Annotated in this window: 22 protein-coding genes; 6 read left to right on the forward strand and 16 right to left on the reverse strand. The window is 38.9% G+C overall.

The features are described from left to right. The first annotated feature begins 172 nt into the window (after window positions 1-172). Window positions 173-331 (forward strand): helix-turn-helix domain-containing protein, encoded by a 159-nt coding sequence (locus tag SAGCYANO_RS15365; RefSeq protein WP_202220875.1) that lies wholly within the window; start codon window positions 173-175, stop codon window positions 329-331. Window positions 332-1,291: 960 nt separating this feature from the next. Here the strand turns inward: SAGCYANO_RS15365 and SAGCYANO_RS15375 are convergent. The 6 genes from SAGCYANO_RS15375 to SAGCYANO_RS47585 all read right to left on the reverse strand — a co-directional run bounded on the left by SAGCYANO_RS15375 (window position 1,292) and on the right by SAGCYANO_RS47585 (window position 9,739). Then, window positions 1,292-1,807, reverse strand: coding sequence for a hypothetical protein (locus SAGCYANO_RS15375; protein WP_202220877.1), 516 nt, complete (start codon window positions 1,805-1,807; stop codon window positions 1,292-1,294). A gap of 419 nt (window positions 1,808-2,226) precedes the next feature. Further along, window positions 2,227-2,811 carry a PEP-CTERM sorting domain-containing protein gene (locus SAGCYANO_RS15380; protein ID WP_202220878.1) on the reverse strand — a complete coding sequence of 195 codons (585 nt, stop codon included), beginning with the start codon at window positions 2,809-2,811 and terminating at the stop codon, window positions 2,227-2,229. Between the two features lie 152 nt (window positions 2,812-2,963). Continuing rightward, complete coding sequence (locus SAGCYANO_RS15385) at window positions 2,964-7,298, reverse strand: DUF4347 domain-containing protein (protein ID WP_202220879.1); 4,335 nt, start codon at window positions 7,296-7,298, stop codon at window positions 2,964-2,966. A gap of 1,077 nt (window positions 7,299-8,375) precedes the next feature. Next, the gene (locus tag SAGCYANO_RS15390) at window positions 8,376-8,855 is read right to left on the reverse strand and encodes a helix-turn-helix domain-containing protein (RefSeq protein WP_202220880.1); all 480 of its coding nucleotides are present in this window, start codon (window positions 8,853-8,855) and stop codon (window positions 8,376-8,378) included. Next, window positions 8,833-9,483: an IS607 family transposase gene (locus tag SAGCYANO_RS15395; protein WP_202220913.1), complete on the reverse strand. Its 651-nt coding sequence runs from the start codon at window positions 9,481-9,483 to the stop codon at window positions 8,833-8,835. Before SAGCYANO_RS15395 ends, SAGCYANO_RS15390 begins: the two co-directional genes overlap by 23 nt. Before the next feature lie 121 nt (window positions 9,484-9,604). Beyond that, window positions 9,605-9,739, reverse strand: coding sequence for a hypothetical protein (locus SAGCYANO_RS47585; RefSeq protein ID WP_255502565.1), 135 nt, complete (start codon window positions 9,737-9,739; stop codon window positions 9,605-9,607). Window positions 9,740-9,950: 211 nt separating this feature from the next. On the opposite strand from SAGCYANO_RS47585, the gene SAGCYANO_RS15400 reads away from it, so the two are divergent. After that, window positions 9,951-10,145, forward strand: coding sequence for a hypothetical protein (locus SAGCYANO_RS15400; protein WP_202220914.1), 195 nt, complete (start codon window positions 9,951-9,953; stop codon window positions 10,143-10,145). A 537-nt stretch (window positions 10,146-10,682) separates the two neighbouring features. Next, window positions 10,683-11,507, forward strand: coding sequence for a DUF362 domain-containing protein (locus SAGCYANO_RS44775; protein WP_237396193.1), 825 nt, complete (start codon window positions 10,683-10,685; stop codon window positions 11,505-11,507). A gap of 17 nt (window positions 11,508-11,524) precedes the next feature. Here SAGCYANO_RS44775 and SAGCYANO_RS15410 read toward each other — a convergent pair whose 3' ends face one another. The 8 genes from SAGCYANO_RS15410 to SAGCYANO_RS15455 all read right to left on the reverse strand — a co-directional run bounded on the left by SAGCYANO_RS15410 (window position 11,525) and on the right by SAGCYANO_RS15455 (window position 16,549). Next, entirely contained in the window at window positions 11,525-12,481 is a 957-nt protein-coding gene (locus SAGCYANO_RS15410; protein WP_202220881.1) for a replication initiation factor domain-containing protein, read from the reverse strand. Continuing rightward, complete coding sequence (locus tag SAGCYANO_RS15415) at window positions 12,438-12,800, reverse strand: hypothetical protein (protein WP_202220882.1); 363 nt, start codon at window positions 12,798-12,800, stop codon at window positions 12,438-12,440. Before SAGCYANO_RS15415 ends, SAGCYANO_RS15410 begins: the two co-directional genes overlap by 44 nt. A gap of 1,219 nt (window positions 12,801-14,019) precedes the next feature. Beyond that, a complete protein-coding gene (locus SAGCYANO_RS15425; protein WP_202220884.1) occupies window positions 14,020-14,271 on the reverse strand; it encodes a hypothetical protein in 252 nt (83 codons plus the stop codon). Window positions 14,272-14,316: 45 nt separating this feature from the next. Further along, window positions 14,317-15,084, reverse strand: a complete 768-nt coding sequence (locus SAGCYANO_RS15430; protein ID WP_202220885.1) for a hypothetical protein — start codon at window positions 15,082-15,084, stop codon at window positions 14,317-14,319. Then, the gene (locus SAGCYANO_RS15435) at window positions 15,081-15,239 is read right to left on the reverse strand and encodes a hypothetical protein (RefSeq protein ID WP_202220886.1); all 159 of its coding nucleotides are present in this window, start codon (window positions 15,237-15,239) and stop codon (window positions 15,081-15,083) included. The genes SAGCYANO_RS15430 and SAGCYANO_RS15435 overlap by 4 nt, the downstream gene beginning before the upstream one ends. Continuing rightward, entirely contained in the window at window positions 15,236-15,553 is a 318-nt protein-coding gene (locus SAGCYANO_RS15440; protein ID WP_202220887.1) for a hypothetical protein, read from the reverse strand. The genes SAGCYANO_RS15435 and SAGCYANO_RS15440 overlap by 4 nt, the downstream gene beginning before the upstream one ends. Beyond that, complete coding sequence (locus SAGCYANO_RS15445) at window positions 15,554-15,811, reverse strand: hypothetical protein (protein ID WP_202220888.1); 258 nt, start codon at window positions 15,809-15,811, stop codon at window positions 15,554-15,556. It abuts the gene before it with no gap. Window positions 15,812-16,138: 327 nt separating this feature from the next. Continuing rightward, window positions 16,139-16,549 carry a hypothetical protein gene (locus tag SAGCYANO_RS15455; RefSeq protein WP_202220890.1) on the reverse strand — a complete coding sequence of 137 codons (411 nt, stop codon included), beginning with the start codon at window positions 16,547-16,549 and terminating at the stop codon, window positions 16,139-16,141. Between the two features lie 432 nt (window positions 16,550-16,981). Between SAGCYANO_RS15455 and SAGCYANO_RS15460 the strand changes: the two genes are divergently transcribed. From SAGCYANO_RS15460 to SAGCYANO_RS15470, 3 genes are all read left to right on the forward strand, one after another. After that, window positions 16,982-17,194, forward strand: coding sequence for a hypothetical protein (locus tag SAGCYANO_RS15460; protein WP_202220891.1), 213 nt, complete (start codon window positions 16,982-16,984; stop codon window positions 17,192-17,194). Next, entirely contained in the window at window positions 17,185-17,340 is a 156-nt protein-coding gene (locus SAGCYANO_RS15465; RefSeq protein ID WP_202220892.1) for a hypothetical protein, read from the forward strand. The genes SAGCYANO_RS15460 and SAGCYANO_RS15465 overlap by 10 nt, the downstream gene beginning before the upstream one ends. Before the next feature lie 536 nt (window positions 17,341-17,876). After that, complete coding sequence (locus SAGCYANO_RS15470; RefSeq protein ID WP_202220893.1) at window positions 17,877-18,476, forward strand: hypothetical protein; 600 nt, start codon at window positions 17,877-17,879, stop codon at window positions 18,474-18,476. Between the two features lie 662 nt (window positions 18,477-19,138). Here the strand turns inward: SAGCYANO_RS15470 and SAGCYANO_RS15475 are convergent. Both SAGCYANO_RS15475 and SAGCYANO_RS15480 read right to left on the reverse strand, forming a co-directional pair. Beyond that, window positions 19,139-19,891 (reverse strand): hypothetical protein, encoded by a 753-nt coding sequence (locus SAGCYANO_RS15475; RefSeq protein ID WP_202220894.1) that lies wholly within the window; start codon window positions 19,889-19,891, stop codon window positions 19,139-19,141. Between the two features lie 30 nt (window positions 19,892-19,921). Then, window positions 19,922-20,326, reverse strand: a complete 405-nt coding sequence (locus tag SAGCYANO_RS15480; RefSeq protein ID WP_202220895.1) for a hypothetical protein — start codon at window positions 20,324-20,326, stop codon at window positions 19,922-19,924. Window positions 20,327-20,433 lie beyond the last annotated feature (107 nt).

The following is a 20,433-nucleotide window of genomic DNA, read 5'->3' on the forward strand; positions in this document are numbered from 1 at the left end:
ACTGTTGGATAAAATCTGGTATTATCTATAAAAATCTGGGATTATACCATGTCCGGTAGCATCGTTTTTATATAAAATTAAGGTTAAAATAGGAGAAAACCTTCTGCCTCCTGCCTCCTGCCTTATTTCCACCAAAGTCTAATCATTCAACCGGACATGATATTATCTGTTTATGCTACTTGGATTCAAAACTGAACTACATCCGAATAACCAACAAAAAACATTACTGGCTAAACACGCGCTTTGTAGTTTGCTGGCGCAAAGCTTTCCTATCGGAATGCTACCGCAAACGCTAACGTCACCCTTGGAGTTGGGGATTATGGTTAACTAGAAACATCCGTATAGCACAATTCCAATAATCCAGACAGCAAACTTAAGTTCCCTACTGCAATTGACTTACATAAACTTTTAGTAGCAATGGTTAAACCTAATAACTGTTGGTATTATGAAGTGTCTAAAACAGTGCCGAGCTATGCTTTGAGGCATTTATCCGTTGCTTGGAAGCGTTGTTTTGGCAAAGTCGCCTCCAAGGGAGGAGCTTCGCTATCAGGACAACCTCAATTCAAGAAAAAAGGTAGGGATGATAGCTTGACTTTAGATGGCTCAATATCGGTAGGCTTTAAAAGTTTTTTGTTTGCTGGCGCACAACGCAGGTTATCGCGTAAGCGGAAGGTCTTTCTATAGCGCTCTTATCCGGACATGATATCATACCTCTTTTCACCAACGCCCTGAATTCTGATAATTCCCAGAATACTAAAGCTTTCATCCCAAATTTCTGAATTCTAAATTCTAAATTCTAAATTCTAAATTCTGATAATTCCCAGAATACTAAAGCTTTCATCCCAAATTTCTGAATTCTAAATTCTAAATTCTAAATTCTGAATTCGGCGTTGGTGAATTACTGTATGATATTAATCTTAATTACTTAGGAGACAGGAGACAGGAGACAGGAGACAGGAGGTAAGAGGGAAGAAGAAAGAAGAAGAAAGAAGAAGAAAGAAGAGTAGAAAGAGAAAGTTTTTTGTTTGCTGGCGCACAACGCAGGTTATCGCGTAAGCGGAAGGTCTTTCTATAGCGCTCTTATCCGGACATGATATCATACCTCTTTTCACCAACGCCCTGAATTCTGATAATTCCCAGAATACTAAAGCTTTCATCCCAAATTTCTGAATTCTAAATTCTAAATTCTAAATTCTAAATTCTGATAATTCCCAGAATACTAAAGCTTTCATCCCAAATTTCTGAATTCTAAATTCTAAATTCTAAATTCTAAATTCTAAATTCTAAATTCTTACCCTTTCTTTTTCACCAACCATCCCCAGAAAGAAAGAGAAAACAAACCAATTAACATTCCCGGTTCTGGCGCTGCTTTCTTAACTTCGTTCTCTGAAATTTCCCGAAACTCGCGACTGAGAATTTCCCCAGACCAACCAACATTTGTAGCCTCAACTCCAGGAAGGACTGCCTGTAAAACTTCCTCGCTTTCCCAATAGGAATTAGAAAAGGCGATCGCTTCTCCAGCATCTACTCCATTAACTCCGTCTTCGTTGGCTGCCCAAAACCAGAAGTCTTCTCCCAAAACATCCCAGTCTAAAAAGGAACCGTCGGTCACTTCATAGCGCGTCCAATCTTCATCGACTATCCCAGAAGTATCGTCGTAACTAAAAAAACCGGTGCTGGTTTCGCCGCTGTCTAATCGATAATCCAAATCGTATCTGATAGTAGCAGCATTGGCGGCATTTGTTATGCAAAAAATTAGGGCGAAACTGGTAGTAAAAGCTCCTATTTTTGCGATGGTTGTTTTCATGTTTTTTGTGCTTAATAAAATTATTGGATTTGAGAAACCCGGTTTTTCCAAAAAGCAGGGTTTTTGGGCTGCAAAGGAACAGGCAAATTATCTAAGAGTGCCTGTTCTACGGTGTCGTTTTATATTATGTCCGCTGGTATCATTTGTGTAAAATCAAGGGTGAATATCTAAAGGAAATTTACGTTTTTTCAAGCTTTTAAGCCTTCTTCCCTCTTCTTTCTTCCTTCTTCCTTCTTCCTTACTTCACTATACAATACCAATGCTACCGGACATGATATAATATCATGTCCGGATAATTAGTGATAAAAAAACTTTCTCCTTCTCTTCTTCTTTCTTCCCTCCTGTAGGGGCGAACGGCCGTTGGCCCCTACTCCTAACTCCTCCGTCGTTTATTTATAACTATTCAACCGGACATGATATTACTTCTTGGATTTAACTTTTTTCAACAACAAACTGCTGCCCAAAATTCCCAATCCAATAATAGTATTAGGTTCGGGAGTTGACTTGAGGTTATCGTCGTCGCCACCACCAATAGGAACGGGAGGACGCCGGGCATAACTAAACTCTCCGGTACCTTCTACATCGCCGATATTGTAGGAGAAAGAAGACTCTTCTAACTCCAAGAAACCGGGGTTAAAAGAAAAGGTATCGTTTGCCAAACTCAACCCTAAAAATTCGCCGTCGAATAACAGGACTTCTGCGAATAGATCGTCATGGGTTTCGGAAGTGTATTTGGTTCCCAAAAACTCAAATTCAAAGTCATCGAGTTCGATAAATTCTTCGCCGACTCCGGTGACTTTCGAGTCTTTATAACTGAAGGAACCGTCAAAGGTTTGATCCAATAAAGGACCGGCGTCGATAGTTAAATCGAAATCGTAAGTTGTGGTGGTAGGTTCTTGAACGTCGGAAGAGAATTGGGCTTGGGCTTTATTAACGTTAATTACGCCGCAACCAAGGGCTAAAGTGGCAGCGAAAATTCCGAGTTTTTGGATTTTGTTAGTCATTGTTTTTGTTGTTGTTGTGAATATATTGTGTCGATCCCCCCCAGCCGCCCTTGAAAAGGGGGGAGGAAGAGGGGAATTATGAATTTGGAATTGGGAATTGGACCCCGTAGAACAGGCACTCTTAGATAATTTGCCTGTTCCACAGTTATTGCTTAAAATCCGAAATTGCTGGGGTCGTTCAATGCTTCTTCGGAAACGCCTTCCAGGGCGATAAAGGTGCGGGCACGACCGCTGCCATCGGGACCGTCTGCGTCGATGGAAATCATAGTGGTTCCACCACGGGAGGCGAACTTGATGTAATCGTCGGCGATCGCGTTGTCTCCTTCGTAACCGATACGATCTAATAGTTCAGTAAGGATAATTCGATCGCTGCCGGGCTCGAAGTCGGTTATCCGATCGCCCGCATCTAACAAGCTGTCGTAAACGAAGCTATCGCTACCTTCGCCCCCAGTCAAAATATCCCGACCTTGGAAACCAGTAATGGTATCGTCGCCATCGGTCCCAGTCAAAGTATCCCGACGGCCAGTGCCTTCTATTTCTTCCCCGGGGGTGACTTCGATATCTTCGCCGACACCGGATTCGATCTGGTCGTCTAAAGCAGAACCGGTGTTTTCGGCAACGACTTGTTCTATCTCTTTTGTGCCGGCGGTGACTTCCTGGAGGTCGTCGCTGGTTTCGCCCATTGTGATGGTTTGGACTTTGGCAACTTCTGTGCTGATGTCGGCCCCCGTGTTGCTGGATGCGGCATTGTCGATGCGATCGTTGCTTTCGGCTACGACATCGGCAACTTCAGTGGCTACGTCGGATACTAAGTTAACGTTAATTTCCGGGTCGATGGCTTTCGCTGCATTGGCGGCATCGTTAATTAACCCTTCTATGGGTTGGGCGGCTGTTAAGTTGAGTTGGCCATCCTTGACTTTGTTGGCAATGGCTTTTATAGCGGCCCCAGAGAGTTCGTCGAGATCGGCGGTGGAGGCACCATCCAGCAAGTGAGCTATTTGGGTGACGGTGTTTTGCACCTGAATCATGCTGTTGAAGACTTCGGCGGAGCCTGGTTCGTTGGCCTCGGTGGCGGCAACGGGATCGAGGGTGGCGAGGTCAATTTCCGATGGCAGGGAAAAGGCGTTTTTGACTTGGTTTTGCGCCTGTTGCACCGTGAGTCCTTGTTCCACTAAGTCCGCTGCTACGCTGGTTAACATGGTGACGACGGTGGAATCTGGGGTGGAATAGATGGGGGTTTCCAGGGGCAAACCGGTGGCGGTGTCGGTACCGCCGATGATGACGATACGACCTTCTTCGGGGTCAAAAATGCCGTTTTGGTTGGTGTCGAAGATTTCGTAGTCGATATCAAGCTCGAATTCACCTTTATCTCCAGTGATTGCAGATGGCTCGCCGTCGTCGAGTATGCCATTTTTGTTGGCATCGAAGAATCCGGTACCGCCTTTGATGTAATTGTCAATGCCGATGAAATTACCGCTTTTGTAGATATGGAAATCACCGCTGACAGTGGCCCCAAACCTGTCAGTTGCCGTCACTTTAATCCAGTTATCCCCAGTCAGCGAGGGATCGATAGTAAAGGTACGAGTATTGGGGTTGAACTTAATTGTGTTCACTAAAGGTGTGGGTGCACCGTTACGACCACCACGCAATGACTCGGCTTTATAAGTCAGGAAATCGCCAGGGTCTGGATCGGTGAAGGTATCCTCATCAAAGGTAAACTTTAAAGTATTGCGCAAGGCAGGATTCCGAGTCCAGTTAACTCCTTGCGTGAACAGGTGAGTCCCAGTCCTTTGTGGCGGGTTGTTGAAGATGCCTCGCTCTAGCTCGAAAGTGTCTTTAACAGTCTCGCCGAACTGATCTCGTGCTTCCACTTCGAGATTCAATTTGAACCAGTTCGGGTCATTTCCCTTTACATCAAAAGTACGGTTTGCCGGATCGAAAGTAAGCCAGGCCGGTAGGTTTCCGGCAGGAACCGCACTCTTCACATGGTTCCGCTGACTCTCCCCGTTCAACACCCTTACCGAGTAGGTCAGGCTATCTCCCGGGTCTGGGTCAGTGAAAGTATTCTCAGCAAAAGTAAAATCGGAAAAATTCCGTGCCGAAGAATCAGGGATGGGATTGCTAACTACTGGAGCCTCGTTAACATCAATCTCTTGAGCCAACGCCAGCATATTAACCCGCTTGAAGTTGTCTCCGGTATTAGTAACGTTATCGTCCTCATCATCGCCATCATTAATAGCAACCCCAGTATCGCCCAATAGCTGTCCGAACTCCTGGGGAGTCAAACGCCGACCCAGTTCTCGTTCTGCCAACTGTTGCGCCAATACCGCAATACCAGAGATATGCGGTGCTGCCTGACTCGTGCCATCAAAGGTAACAGTACCGCCATTATGGTTAGCACCAGTAATAGGAGCGCCGGGAGCAAAAACCGTAGTTAAATTTTCGTGGCGCTGAGAGAAAGGAGCGATGATGTCGGCATCCGTAGAATTAGCCAGGGCACCATCTGGATAACCCTTGCCTCCCACATTGGAATCGTAAACCGCCCCAATAGAAAGAGAATTCGGGTCTACCGAGGGATAGCTGACACCAGGTTTACTATCGTGGGAGTGAAACTTGTTGCCAGAAGAAGAACTGACGATAATGTTCTTGTCCGCTAACGCCTTAAGTTCGTCACCCCAACCATAATTCGGGATATTTGCAGCAGTGTAATTTTTCCCATCCGAGAGAGACATATTGACGCTGGCAATGTTGTATTTGTCAGCATTTTCCACCGTCCACTGCAAAGCATTTTCGATCGCCTCTGCATCTGCCTCAAGCTCGCCGTCAACAATCTTAAAAACCTTGAGATGAATGATGTCGGCCTCTGGAGCCATCCCCGTGTGAACTTTATCCGAGGAGGCAACAATGCTGGAAACATTAGAACCGTGCCCCTGGGGATCGCTGGCATCCGCATCCCCGTTAGCAAAATCGAAGGAATGAACGATGCGATCGCCAAAGAAGGGATGATCTAGATCGATGCCCGTATCCAAAATTACAGTAGCAAAACCGCTACCATCGATACCAGCAAAACGGGGATCAGCCCGGAAATCATCCATACCTATCAAAGAAGAAGATTTCGCGAGTCCCGGTACGAAAGCGTTTTCTTGTAATGCCGGCGCTGTTGTGAAAAACGGCGCTTCCGCTCCAGTGGTAGTAATTCCAGGCAATAGGGATTCAGTCTGGAGATTCAGATCGTAGAAAGTGCTGCTGTCGTCAGCAGAAGAAACCCGAAGATTATAAACCCCCCCGTCTAGGGTTTTGCTAATTGACTCTGCCGCAGCACCCGAGTTTTTAGAACTGGCAATGACCTCGCCTTTGCTATCGAGCAACTCGAAATCAGCATTAGCAGTCATGCCATCGAGGGATAAATCGACATTGCTGCGGGAACCCAGAGCGAACTTGTAGTAGTCGTCTCCGTCTTCCCGACCGACCCAGTCTTTGTAGTTTTTATTCCCACCCACGCGAACTTGGCTCGCATCGGCAATTTCGTCGCCGCCAGCATCCTCTTTGGGAGCCTCGTTATCGAGAATAGTCAGGGTAGCAGTCCTCCGAACGCCCAGCACTGTTAGCTCACTGGGATTACTCAAGGTGAGTTCGAGGCTTTCGTCACCCTCGACAGTTTGATCCTCGGTAATAGGAATGGTTATAGTTTTGCTTGCTTCCCCATGAGCAAATTCAACGGTTTGGGTCGCGTTATCGAAGTCTTCGCCTCCTTTGGCACTACCGTCGCTTAATTGCACTTCGACGGTGGATTTGCCTTCGAGGCTGACAGTGCGTTCGATGGTGACATCTGCTCCAATTACAGTGCCATCTTCCCTTACTCGGTAGGTAGCCTGGGAGAACTCCAAACTTGGTAGTTTCTCTGGGTCGAACACATCAGGTCGGAAAGTGAAAACCCCCGGATAGTTACGAATAACTTGAGGTTCAAAAGTCAGGCGAGTCTCAACCTCCCCGATAACAGTTTCCAACTCCCAACTGCCACCCTTGGCAGCATTACCAACTTTCTTGGTTGATGCCGCAATATTGGCACCAGTTAATTGATGGAGAACTTGCAAAAACTCAGGTTCCGCAGCGACGTTGCAACCATAGATAAGGATTTCCGACACACCCCATTCTAGAAGTTGCTGTCGATATTGTTGGATATTAGCGAGACTCAGAACGGTCTCACCTAAAGAGATACTCCCGGGAACGCCGTGACCGACTAAATGCAAGCTAGAAATCTTACTCTTGCCTATAGTCTGGGTAATTTGAGCGATGCTATCTCGTTGCGGATTGAGAACTAGCACCTTTGCCCCGGCACGAACTCCCACCTCTAATGTGGGTATTGCTTCGACATCGGGAGCGATCGCCACTAACATACCCTCTCCCGGGGCTTTGGGGAGGCGATCGTCCAGTTTAAAGGACCGAATTAATCGGCCATCTCGGTAATTACTTGCTGCTTCGAGCATGGTAGAATATCTTGATAATTAGCTTTTAATTTCATCGGGGGCCCGAAAGTTGGTAGCTTTCTTGCGCCCCTATTTTTTGACTCCCGGCCCACCAGAAAAATACTGATGGACAACTCGGTTTTGAGTCAGGTGGCCCTGAAAATCAATTGCTTTTCCTGCGCCCCTATTAAAACTATGAGGAAGAGCCAGCATTTTTATGCCAGTTTCCTACTATTTCTTTATTTTTGACTCCCCGGCCCACCAGAAAAATACTGACGGACAACTCGGTTTTGAGTCAGGTGGCCCTGAAAATCAATTGCTTTTCCTGCGCTCCTATTAAAACTATGAGGAAGAGCCAGCATTTTTATGCCAGTTTCCTACTATTTCTTTATTTTTGACTCCCCGGCCCACCAGAAAAATACTGATGGACAACTCGGTTTTGAGTCAGGTGGCCCTGAAAATCAATTGCTTTTCCTGCGCCCCTATTAAAACTATATTGATCGGAAAAATTCCTGATTTTTTTAACAAATTGCTAAGTTTAGTAAAGAATTACTTACCGAAAAATTGGGTTTAAAGCCTCGCCCTTGTAGGGCGACTTTTTATTTGAGTTTGCAAGTGAATTGAATATATGCTACAGTATTATTAGTTGCCGAGGGGCACTCGGAAACTCTAAACGGACGTGGAGGGAAGCGTCAGACTACCGCCAAGGAAGCAGCACCCTGTGTTAGCGACAGCTATGCGAAGCAAAGCGTCAACCCGGCGAAGAGCTACGGCTCAGTAGGAATCCCCGTGCCTTTAGGCCGGGGAGGATGTCAATTAGCAAGTATAGAATAGGCAAATTCAAAAGTTGTCGAAAATCGACAGTAGAAATCGACAACTTTTTTTTGATGAGTTTAAAATCCACTTGTGGTAAGACATTCAGCATGATTGAGTAGAGATCGACAAAAGTATTGTTTAAAGTTGTCGATTTTTGACAGCATTAAATTGTCAGGATGGTGTTATAATCCTTGTAGGGGTTTTCCGAGCCATAAACCACATCGTCATAATCAAAAAAATTTAGGGACGAATGGCCATTCGTCCCTACTATATACAGGATTATTAGATATCTTTTTTAGTTATAGTTACAGATTTAGGAGATACTTGATCTGGCAATATTTCGTAGGTTTTCACCCATCCAATTCTTGGTAATTTAATCTGAAACACGCCTACCGATATTGAGCCATCTAAGGTAAAGCTATCATCTCTACCTTTTTTCTTGAATTTAGGTTGACCAGACACTTTAGTAAAGCAGCGTTTCCAGGCTTGTGATAAATATCTCAAAGCATATTGAGGTGCACATTTAGAAACCTCGTAGTACCAATAGTTTAATGGTTTAACCATTGCTACTAAAAGTTTATGCAGGTCGATTGCCGTCGGAAATTTAAGTTTACCTGAAGGATTGTTGGAATTGTGAGTCAGGATGTTTTTAGTTAACCACAAGCCCCAATTGTAAGCATGACGCGCTACACCAGCGTGTTTAGCCAGCAAGGTTTTTTGCTGGTTATTTGGGTACAGTTCAGTTTTGAATCCTAGTAGCATTATTATCAATTTTCCTGACAACTTGATCTAATTCCTCTTGTAATCCAAGTAATAATTTTTTGTGTTTTTTTGATCTTGAACCGTAAAGCCTAGCTGAAAAAACTGTGATGATTTCTAGTACGTCTTGAGCTAATTCTTCTTCAAAACTTGGTTGTTCTCCTTTGTTAATAATAACTATCTCAATCCCCTGGAGTTCGCAAAAAGAAAAAACCAACTCAGCACCAAACCTTAACAATCTATCTTTATGAGTTAATACTAATCGCTTAGTTTGCTTCCTCAAGATTTTCTCTAATAATTTTTGCAACCCTTTTTTGCGGTAGTTCATACCAGAGCCTAAGTCTTTAATGATCTCAAATTTCCATCCTTTGGCAGCACAATAAGCCTCTAACATTGCTTGTTGCCTGTCTAAATCTGCCTTTTGGTCGTGGCTACTGACTCTGGCATAACAAATAGTAGAATTGTCTACATCTCCTAAATTGATAAGTTTAGAAGAGTCATAGAATCTAGTACCAGCCTGGCTTTTTCGGTCGGGTATCAGTTCTCCAGACAATTCCCATTTCCGGAGCGTATCAATCGACACTCCTAATAGTTTTGCTGCTGCACCTATTTTGATGAATTTGTCAGTCATAATCATAGACTATACTATATAATCATAGATTATACTAGATAATCATAGATTTTGTCAAACTGTTATTTACCCTCGTCTTTTAAACCTTGTTTGAGTAAGGCGAATATTTCAGATAAATTATCTACATAAGACTCAACTTTTGCTTCGTTGCCAAGTTCGCTGTTGCCTGGATATTCTCATTGCTGCCAATAGGGTGGACTGGTAATACAACAGTCGAGCGATCGCTTTGGTATGTCTCTGAGAATTTTAGCCGCATCTCCGCAATAAAGGAGATAGTTTTCTGGATTGATTAATTGCTATTAGAATAGTGATATTGGTCACGAAAGTTACTTATCTACTTCACTTTTGCATAGTTGAATAACTCACTCTTCACAATACCGAAAAATCACTCTTTACTCCAACTGCTAGTCACCACCATAACCATAAAAACAGAAGATGATAAAAGTGTAGAGTTCAAGGTAAGTCTCATGCCTCAAGTTAAATTACTCCCCGGCGCAATAAACGAAATTATGGCTTCTGTAGCTGACAAATGTGTTCTAACTCAATCAGACCGTTATGGCCTCATGGCTGCTATATTGGATGGTTCTCTCAGTGAAGAAGATCGTCGCAGTATTGAGAGATTGTTACGTTCTGTTGCGAAAGGACGGGTGAAAGTAGCATAGAGTTGTCTATCCTGACCAAGAAATAAGGTCTCTAGCCTCACTTTCAAGGGGGTTAAAAAAAAATAAAGTTCAATATTTCAAGCCTCTGACTTTCCTGCGGAATGCTGCGCAAAAAGGCAGAGAGAGGTACTGATAACTGATAACTGAAATGACCCCTGTCCAATTTTTTCTGGCACTTCAGCAATTAACAATTACAGGACTTACGCAAAGACACTATATATGGAGTGCTGCTCAGTTACGCTAGCGCTAACACCTACTGGACTGACACAGCTAAAATGGTGCATTAGACGTAGGTTGGGTTGAGGAACGTTAGCGGAGCTTATCCGTTAGGATAAACCCAACATTAGCAAAGTTTTGTTGGGTTTCACTGTCGTTCAACCCAACCTACATTTTTAGACGTGTCAGTCTACTACCAATAGCTGTCCAATTTTTTCTGGCACTTCAGCAATTAACAATTAATAATTACCTCTAATTTGAAGATCGGCATATAATCAAAAGGGTACAAAATTTACTCAAAACAAGTTCAATTAAAAAATCATGTCTACTGTAAGTTTAATCAGGACTAATTCCTATCAGATAAATGAATTAGAAAAATCTATAGAGGAACTTTTAGAACCATTAGGGGGAATCAATACCTTTGTCAAGCCTGGCGATCGCGTCCTACTCAAACCAAATTTGCTCACAGGTTCTCGCCCAACAAAAGAATGTGTAACGAGAAGAGAAATAGTTTATTGTGTAGCTAAAATTGTCAAAAAAGCAGGAGGCAAACCTTTTTTAGGCGACAGTCCAGCTTTCGGTAGTGCTCTGGGTGTTGCAAAAGCAAATGGTTATTTATCATTACTCGAAGAATTTGACTTACCAATAGTTGAGTTTCATGGCAAACGTTACGAAACAGTTAGTCAAGAGTTTAATCATTTGCTGTTAAGTAAATCCCTAGAAAATTTAGAAAATAGAAAAATGAGAGAATTTGATTATGTAGTAGATTTTTTAAAATTCATTTTACTAATACCTATAGTAATAAGTGAAATAGTAATATTGAGAATACCAGGATTAACATTAATAAAAGTATGTGAGAATCTAGAGATGTACAATATGTCAAATAAAATATGTAATATCTTAATATGGCATAACAATAACGTAAAACAATTCCTAATATTGTTATTTAACCTAGAAGATTTAGAAGAAGAAGAAATGACTAATGCAATGGCATCAATATTCGGGAGAAATTTATCAATGATATGTTTGATAGGACTAACAATAGCATCAATGTCATTAATACCATCAGTATTAAATATGATTGAATTAAATATAATTAAGTTAGGCAGGAACATTAAAGAAATAATTGATATTGTTGGAAAATAATAATTAGTTAAAAAATATTACTTACTATATCTAATTAAATCTTCATCCAAAGTACTAAATTTATATTTACCAAACTCAATCATCTCCTGAACTACACCATCCCCCAAAACCTCCCGAGCAATAGCTAAATTTTTAGAACACTGCCTAAACAACCACTCAACTTTTTTATCAAAACTGGTGGACTGTTTAGGAATAGAAAACTTCTCACAACCACCACAATAATCAACAAATTTTTCCCATTGCCTAAGTCTGGAACAACGAGAAACTCTCTTCTTAGAAGAATTCACAAAATCAACAGAACCACAAATATATTTAGGTATCTCATCAAGTCCTTGTTGTTGCAAAAACATTGCCATACCTCTTGCCCTATCATCCCTAAGCTCTAACTCCCAACGAATAGCATCTTTACCATGAACTGGAAGTGCCTCATAAACTCTGAGAAACTTTTTAGACGATCGCCTACCAAAAGTTTTAGTTACTCCAAGGCTAACATTAGTGCCTAAAGTAAACTGAAAATCTTCAAAAGGAGAACTGTGGAGACGAAAACCTCGCATATAACCAGAAGTAGCCCAAGAATGTAACTTCTTAGGAGTTAATTTTTTACTATAGTCATTAAAAGCAATATCAATCCTAGTTAACTTTAGTTGTTCATCTAATATAATTGAAGCTAATAAATTAGATTGATTGTCCAAAGTTAATTCATCTAGGTAAGAGCCAGGAATTAAGAAAAAGCCTTCAACCAAATCTTTAACAGAATAACCAACTCTCACAGCTTTAAGAGAAACTCCCGAACGATCATAAACTTTTCCCATTCTAGTAGGAGTGTCGCGCCATTGAAAAGTATCATCTAAAGATTTAGCAAAATTAATCAACTCAAATTCAGAACTAAACTGACAAACACCTTGTAACCAGTGAATACCAACCTCAAGTTCACCAAATCTTTTTGTACTTACCTTTCCATTCAACGCAACCATTTTTAATATTCAATAGCTTGGGTATTTTTCTAACAATTTTAGAGAAAGTTGCTGGAAAATTAGCAAGATGATTCCAGTAAAAACTAAATCTATTAGGAACCATACAACTTTCTTTATCTAAATCCAATTCATAATAATTAGGAGGTTGAGAATGAATGCGAAAACATTGAAAATTATAGCCTGCCAAATTTGCCTTAACCCAATTTTCAGAATGAGGGTCTAAAATCTCCTTGAAATAAATTTTCTGATATTCCTTGGGAAGTCTTCCATCTAAATTCTCACCTAAATCTAAAGTTGAATCATATAAATTAAACAACATTAAATCATGGCAAACAACTGGTTTGTTCCAACGTTTAAGCTGATGTTTTTCCTAAATAAAAATTTATTCCTATTAACATGACTATACCATTTTTCATAGCTGTGTTTTTCATGAATACTAACGTCCTTAGAGACTAGAATTGGATAACCTTCAAGATTAGGGATTAAAGCACCTTCACAATTAACTACATAATGAGTCTGTCTTCTAAGTTCAGAATCTACACTAGCCCAATCTTGAGCAGCATATAGAAGGTCAGATTTTTCTTGCGAACCTGGGAAAGGCGGTTGATAATTTTATCTGGATTTCTAGTAGCTCTACGACTACTCAAAAATTGAGGAGCCTCATCAAAAAATATCTCAGAATTTTTACAGAAATTAATCCTAATATTGAATCCTTACTCTCTCCATAAGGATTAAAATAGAAAAATTTACCTTCAATTAATTTTCGGCAAAGATTCCAATACTTCCTAAAAATCAAGTAATCCCAAAGTGCATCTAATCTAAAAGGAAAATTTGAAGCGATACACCTATTGTATTTATTTGCCATATACAAACCAATTTCGCAAATACTTAAAGACTTTCCGTATCCTTGAGCTCCAATAAATCCATAAGTCGGCATCGTTCTGATTTAAGAAAATATAATTAATTATAAATATGAAGTAATGAATCGGCATGAGATGCCAAAAGATTAATATAAAGTGATAACCTAAAAAATAAGGGATAGAATTTAATCTGTCTACAAGAATAAAGAATAAAGCAAAAAATATGTAATAAGCAACATGATTTTCATCGAAAATACATATAGGAGTATGGCAGAATTGCAATCTATGATTTATAGCCCTAAATCTGAAATTTAGACAGAGGATGATGAAAGTAAGAAACAAAATCAATAGTTTGATTTTTCGACTGATTTCAGGATTCAATAATATTGATACTAAAGTAGCAACAATACAGGATTTATTAGGAAGAAATAAAAATATATAGTGAAGGTTAAATGGAAATAAAACCAACCACCATTTAATCATTTCATATCCAGGATGCGGATGCGCTTCTGGAATCAAAAAGCCTATACACAGGCTAATAACTGGAAAATAAGATATTAGTCTTTTAAAAAATATCCTAAAGAATTTATCTCTAGAGGTTTCTACAAAATCATAATGTGGTGATGGCAACAATACCATCACCAAATAAACAACTATCAGTAAGACTGAAAATCTCAATTAGACAGCAGTGAAAGCTTTAGAAATTGAGAGCATAGCAATACGGGCAACAAATGGCGTAATTGATGCACCAAACGCAACCAAGGCTAAACCACCAACTGAAACAACAGCATCTTCAGCAGTATCAGCAATTTGTTCGTAGTTGGGAGCAGGAGGATCGTTAGCAAGAGCTGCTCCAGTTAATGCAGTCAAAGTAAGAAAAGTGATAGCACCAGTCTTACCGCATTTTTGAGTGATTTTTTTAAGATTCATAATTTTAGCAATAGTTAAAGAGAGAATGAGAGGAAGAAAAAAAGACTAAAAATGTATAACAGCTCTAATTATGAAGACAATTAAAAAAATGTGTTTCACGGCAGATGCAACCATTACAACTGCACAAAATTCCATGTCTTGACCAAAAAGTGTTATTTCAGGACAAGCAGTATCACCAGCAGTGAAATTGTATGAAGGTACAAAAATATCTAGGGGAAATTTTGTAGACAACTTGGAAAATAAATAATCAAAAACATTGTTACAACTAGAGTCATCGTTATCATCATCAGGATTGTCGCCAGGAAAAATTTCACCACCGCAACCAAAAGTAGATATCTCATCCTGATACAGACTATCATTGTAATTATACTCTCCTTGACTAAAATTGTAATAACTAAAGTCAACTTCTAAAGTTGAAGACTTGATATCATCTACAAAGTCAGCATTTAAAGAGGATAACTTATGGAAACAACTAGAAATCATGGAAGGTAATGCACCATTTTGAATAAATGAGCAATAAGAATATATGATTTCAGTACAGTAGTAATAGTTGCAATTTTCAGGCAAATCATCTTTATGAAAATCATAGTAATCCACAGACTGTGCTATTGACTTCCAGGAGTCATCACATTGTTGAGGGGAAAGAGAAGGAACTAATTGGATACTATGATAAGTACAAGTTTCACCAGTTCTAATAGATTGATAGGTATATGTACAAACAACTGAATTCGCCTCAGAAGCAAGTGAAGGTGAAGAATATAAAACTATTGATATCCATAGAATAAAGACAAAGAAAAATCTAAGAAAAATCACAACTTCCTCAAAAACATTCCCACTAAACTTGCTAACGCCACAAATGCAATCAGTGACAAACCAACTTCAGTTCCATAATCAACCGCTTTCATAGTTTCTTTTTCTATGTGATTAACCAATTCTTCTGCTGTAATTGTTGTTGCTATCAATTTCATATCGGCCTCAATTGCTTCAATATTCTCATCGCTACAACTGCCACCACTATGATGAGTTCAGTCATCAAAAAAGGCTGAATTAAACCTTTGATAGATGCTATCACAACATCAGTTTGTTCTATAGAACAAACTTGAGGAGACTGAACATTATCTTCAGCTACAAAACCAGCAATATCGTAACCATAAGCAAGACATTCTTCATCACTATCAACTTCCATTTGTTTACTCTGTGAAAGAGAAGTGCCATCATAGTCGTTATAAGAAACCTGGCATGTGCCATTACTGTGAAGCCTTGTTTGAAAGAATAAAGACATCTAGTTCAAGGAACTCCTGATTAGTAGAGCAGTAATAGTTACAGGAACTGCATAACCTAGAAATTCTGTGATGTAAGGGAAAAATTTGTCTTTTACCATAAGAACAAACTCTTCCTTACTTGGGAGTGGTGCATCTTCAAAAGTTCCTAGCTCAACAGCTAAAATTCCACCATTGCACAAACACCCCAGAAGAATAACTGGAATGCAGACACCACAAACAAATCTGGCAAAAAGGATACGACGAGATAACCTAGACATATTTCCATAAATTAGAACAAAAGTAGTTTCTTGAAGTAAACCAAGATTTTGATTGCCTTAAAAAATGCAATCAGTGTAAGCACCTGAAAAATACCACTATAAGCCTCAAATATAACAGCTGAACCAATAGGCGCTTGAATCGCGAATTCGGTTAGAACATTTGACAGCTTGATAGAATCAGGTGTTTCAGGTAAAAAGTTAATAAAAAAGTCTAATAAGACAAAGTCACACGATGGCAAAGACTGAGCTAATGCTTTTGAAGACAAGGTAAACAAAAACGCAATCAATGCTAAAATAATTTTGGAGAAAGTTCTACCAATATTATTTTTATTTAGATGACGACATGGCAGGAGCTGGTGGAGGCGATTGAACATTGCCCTTGGTAGTAAAGTCAATAAACCTATAATAAACATTTCCACCTAATCCCATTGCAAGAACTTGCAAAACTCCTTTAGAACCTAACTTAAATCTAGATGGGTCAAAACTTTGCACTGGAACTTTGCAGTTTATAGATGATTCAGTAGAGTTTTCTCCTAATGAATCTAAGACTTTTTCAATAGGCAAAATTTGAGAAGTCTCACCAATTTTTTGATACATTGCCGTAGCAAAGTTCAAGTGAACGTTATTAGGGTCCGGAGTTTTCGACCCATCTTTATTGTAGATAAAACACTCGGAGTGTCCTAAAAAAACAGCGTTGATTGTAAACAACGGTGAAAATGTTAATTTAATTTTTGCCATAACTTTAAATAATTTAAAGAAAGTTAATTTGATTTTGAGGTTATAATTCCAAGTAATCCTGAGATTAGATTAATTAAAATCAATCTCAGGCTTTTTTCTTCCTCTCAATGATTTAATAAAAGCATAGTCGATTTCAAGAATAAAAACATTGTTGAAATCACTGACTTTATAAAGTCAGCATTTGCCACAATTGAGATTTAGTAAGAATGAACAGTAACATTAAACTAAATTCATCTGAGATTTTAACTCTATTAATTTGTAAATATCCAATGACTATAAAGGATATTGTATCAAAATTGTTAGATATAGGAGTTATCAAATCTTCTAGCTATAGCAGAGGTTTGATAATGTCACTAAGGAGAAAAAATTTATTAGTTAAATCTCATGGGAAAATCACAAGAACTAATGAAGGAATGAAAATCATACAAGAATATGTACAATAATGATATTTCAAGGCTGGTAATTATCTGGCGCGCTCTCAGGTTTGCTTGTCAAGAAGTCAATGAAGATTACAAGGAAATTGCTATAAGTTGTCTGGTAAAAGCAACTGAACTTTTTCAGAATATGTCAGATGATGAAATCCAAGCAATCTATAACGATATCAACGAAAGTATAATTTTAAAGGAGGAAGAAAAATGTCTGTAGTACAAGGATTAAGAGAAATAATGTTGGTTAAAGTTAAAGAAGTGTTAGACTCTCCTCAGTTTTGGAATGAGGTCTTTGAAAGTGAGAGTAATAGTAAGAAAAATACTAAGGATGAAGAGTATCAGAAAAAGAAGTTGAAATCGTAGAAAGTGAAGAAGTTGAAAGTAATAATGTCAGCAATAATGATTCAATTTCAATATCACTTTCACAAATTTAAAAGTATTAAAAATCACTATCAAGTGAGATATTAAAAATAAGTGACTTTCTATGATAGTGATTAATAATATTCAATTTATAAAAACATTAAGCTAGGCAGAATTGTAGGCATTTTTAAGTGCCTATTTTTATATCTATTATCGCATTATCTTAAGCTTAGACTAGAATTGACTTTTGAAACAACCCCTAATAGCTGAAGGGTAATTACAGGAAGAGTTAGGGGCGTTTTTTATGGCAATTTAACCCCCTATTAGTAAGGGGTTAAAATGTCATGGCCTCGTCGGCACCCCAGGGGTCCCCGCCTCCTTCGGCCTTCTTATTTTTTACTCCTAATTAAATATTTTTCTTGAGATAAAAATCACTATTGAATAAATTGGACTTACCAAGTTTTGTATTATGTACAGTGACAACAGAACTGTTTAGTGTACAATAGAATGAACAGTAAACTGAACAGGATACAAAACAAATGATTGTCCAAGAATTACTATTAAGGTATGGCCTAAGCTCTCGCGCAGCGTTATACACCAGGTTAAAAATTCTAGAAATTGAATTAGCGAAAGATAATAATGATAAAGCTTTTGCAACTTCAAAACAATTAAAAGAGTTAGATATGTTGCACGAACATATTAAGGCTGGTAATAAAATGTCCACATTTGTTAGAGAAGTTAAAGCAGATGTAGTATATGGCAAGACTAAACAGTACAGTGAACAGTACAGTGAACAGTACAGTGAACAAGAAAAGTCCAAATTTGGCTCCATCACTGAACAGTTCACAGAACAGACCACAGTACAAAGTAAAAATAAAAGTGCTGAAATTCTTTTAGAAAATATAATAGGAGCAATTATTCATAATATGAATCCCCGTGAAAATTCACTTCAAATGCACAGAGATTTGAAAGAATGTTCAGAAGAAAAATGGTTACTTACTACTAAGCAATTAGAAGAATTAATAGGAAGAAAACCCAGGAAATTAAAAGATAAAAATTATTATATTTTTGGAGGGTGGAAGTTTGTAGTAACAGGAAAGTCAGGGAGTCAAAATCTTTGGCAAGTTGAAAAGTTGTAGAAAAGGACAAAAAAGTTTGAAAGCTCAAAGAATACTATAGTCGAAGAACACACAATCTAGGCCGCTACGCTAAATCTTTTCCCCAACACGACCCTACAAAATCTAATGTAAAAAGCAAAGGTTGTTGGTGGACGGGTCGGTTGGGTCGCTGACGCTAAAAGATTTGCCTAGATTGTGTTCAGCTTAAATTGTTACAGATAGGTTAAAAAATAAATGAATGATTGAAAAGTAAAAGCCTTATATATCAATGATTATAGTCAACACGCACCTAGGAAGCTGTGTCAAATATATGTGTATCAATGTAAAGTATATTTTCCCCATTGTCGCGATCGCTTTTCCTGGAAATTTTTTTCCACTTGGAAAGTTTAAAGAAGTAGCTAGGGGTAGTTTGAGGGTGCTAAGAGCAATGATTTATAATATCTCTGAGAAAAGAATAATCAAAAAATCTATGTAACCCCGATTAGCTCGTGATTTATGGAAGAATTACTACGAGGAGTTCTTATTTTTTTGTTGGGTGCTGAGAAGAATGAATTTTAATTCTATAGTCACCAACAAAAGGGAGTAGGGGTAATAGGAGAGAATTTTTCTACAGTAAGATTAATTGGACATAAAAAAAAAGGCGATCGCTCGCCTAGTCGAAGCATTTGTCTAATAGAATTAACCTAAAATATTATATCGTCTACTAAATCTTCTATTTGACTAGCTGAATATCCGGCTTTAATCATTTCTTCCACTATTGATTTTTGAGTGTTGGAAATTTTGGTCTTTTTAACTCGACGCTGGTACTCGTCACGGCAAAAATACCAAGTAATTGCTCCAGAGGTTTTACTTTCATATTTATCTAACCACCCAGATGCTGCTTTGGTATTTTTACTACCTGGAGGTTTTCCTCCTTTGTTCCTGGGTAAGTTGTTAGTTTTTGCTCCGGATGCCTGGAGATTTTCGGAGCAAATACTACCCTCAGATGTTTCGGAGCAAATACTGTTTTTTGTTGATATATCTAGTTTAGATAGTATTTGCTCCAAAGGTTGCTTGTCTAGTATTTGCTCCAAAAAGTTCATGTCAACTCGCCCACCGATAGACTGATATCTATTGATTAATTTTTTAATGTTGGCCTTGATAGAGTCTGGGGTGATGGAAGGTTTTTTAGATGCTGGAACTTTTGGGAGGTAGGCTAGTTTAACTTTTGTGTTAAGTAGTTTTATCCTACCCATTATTTCTCCGGTGTCCACTACTAATTCTCCGGTGTCAGGGTTGAATTTTTCTATTTGATAGGTTTGGCCTTTGAGATTGATTTTTCTTGTATTGAGTCGGGTGGTGTTGATTTCTATTAAGTCTCCTGTAGCTACTATGGCCATTTGATTACTCCTAGATGTGGCGATCGCTTTTTTCGATACATGAAAAATGCCGACCACTTATTGGGCGATCGGCATTGGTGATAGTTTTTATTCTGATGCACTTATGGAACCTGATATTTGACTCTTTAACAGAGAAAGTTCTTGTTCAAATTTTTCAGTGAACTGTTGATTTTCTTCTAACCCTTTTTCCAATATGCCACGGTGTGCATCAACATATTTGTAAAACATTTGTGTTAACAGTTCCAATTGGTTGGCTAGTTTTTTAAAATCTCCCCCTCTTCCAATGTCGTTATCGTCTGAGATTTTGCCTCCATCTGCTCCCGTATTATCTGCTCGACTACCTGACTGCGACTCACTTCTGGTTCGATTTGAGAAGCCAACATTTGTAAGTAGTCCAGCGCTGTCCGAGTCAAACTGACTGAGGTTGAATATTTCGGTTCGTTGTAATGTTTCGGGCTGATTTTGGGCATCTTGATTATTTAAACAACTCATACATATTCTAGCAATATGATATAGACTAAACATACAAACATTCTAGCAATAATATATTGCTATTACAACATTATATTGCTAAGATAAATATATACAAAAAAATAAGC

Source organism: Okeania sp. KiyG1 (genome assembly GCF_014132355.1).
Lineage (GTDB): Bacteria > Cyanobacteriota > Cyanobacteriia > Cyanobacteriales > Microcoleaceae > Okeania.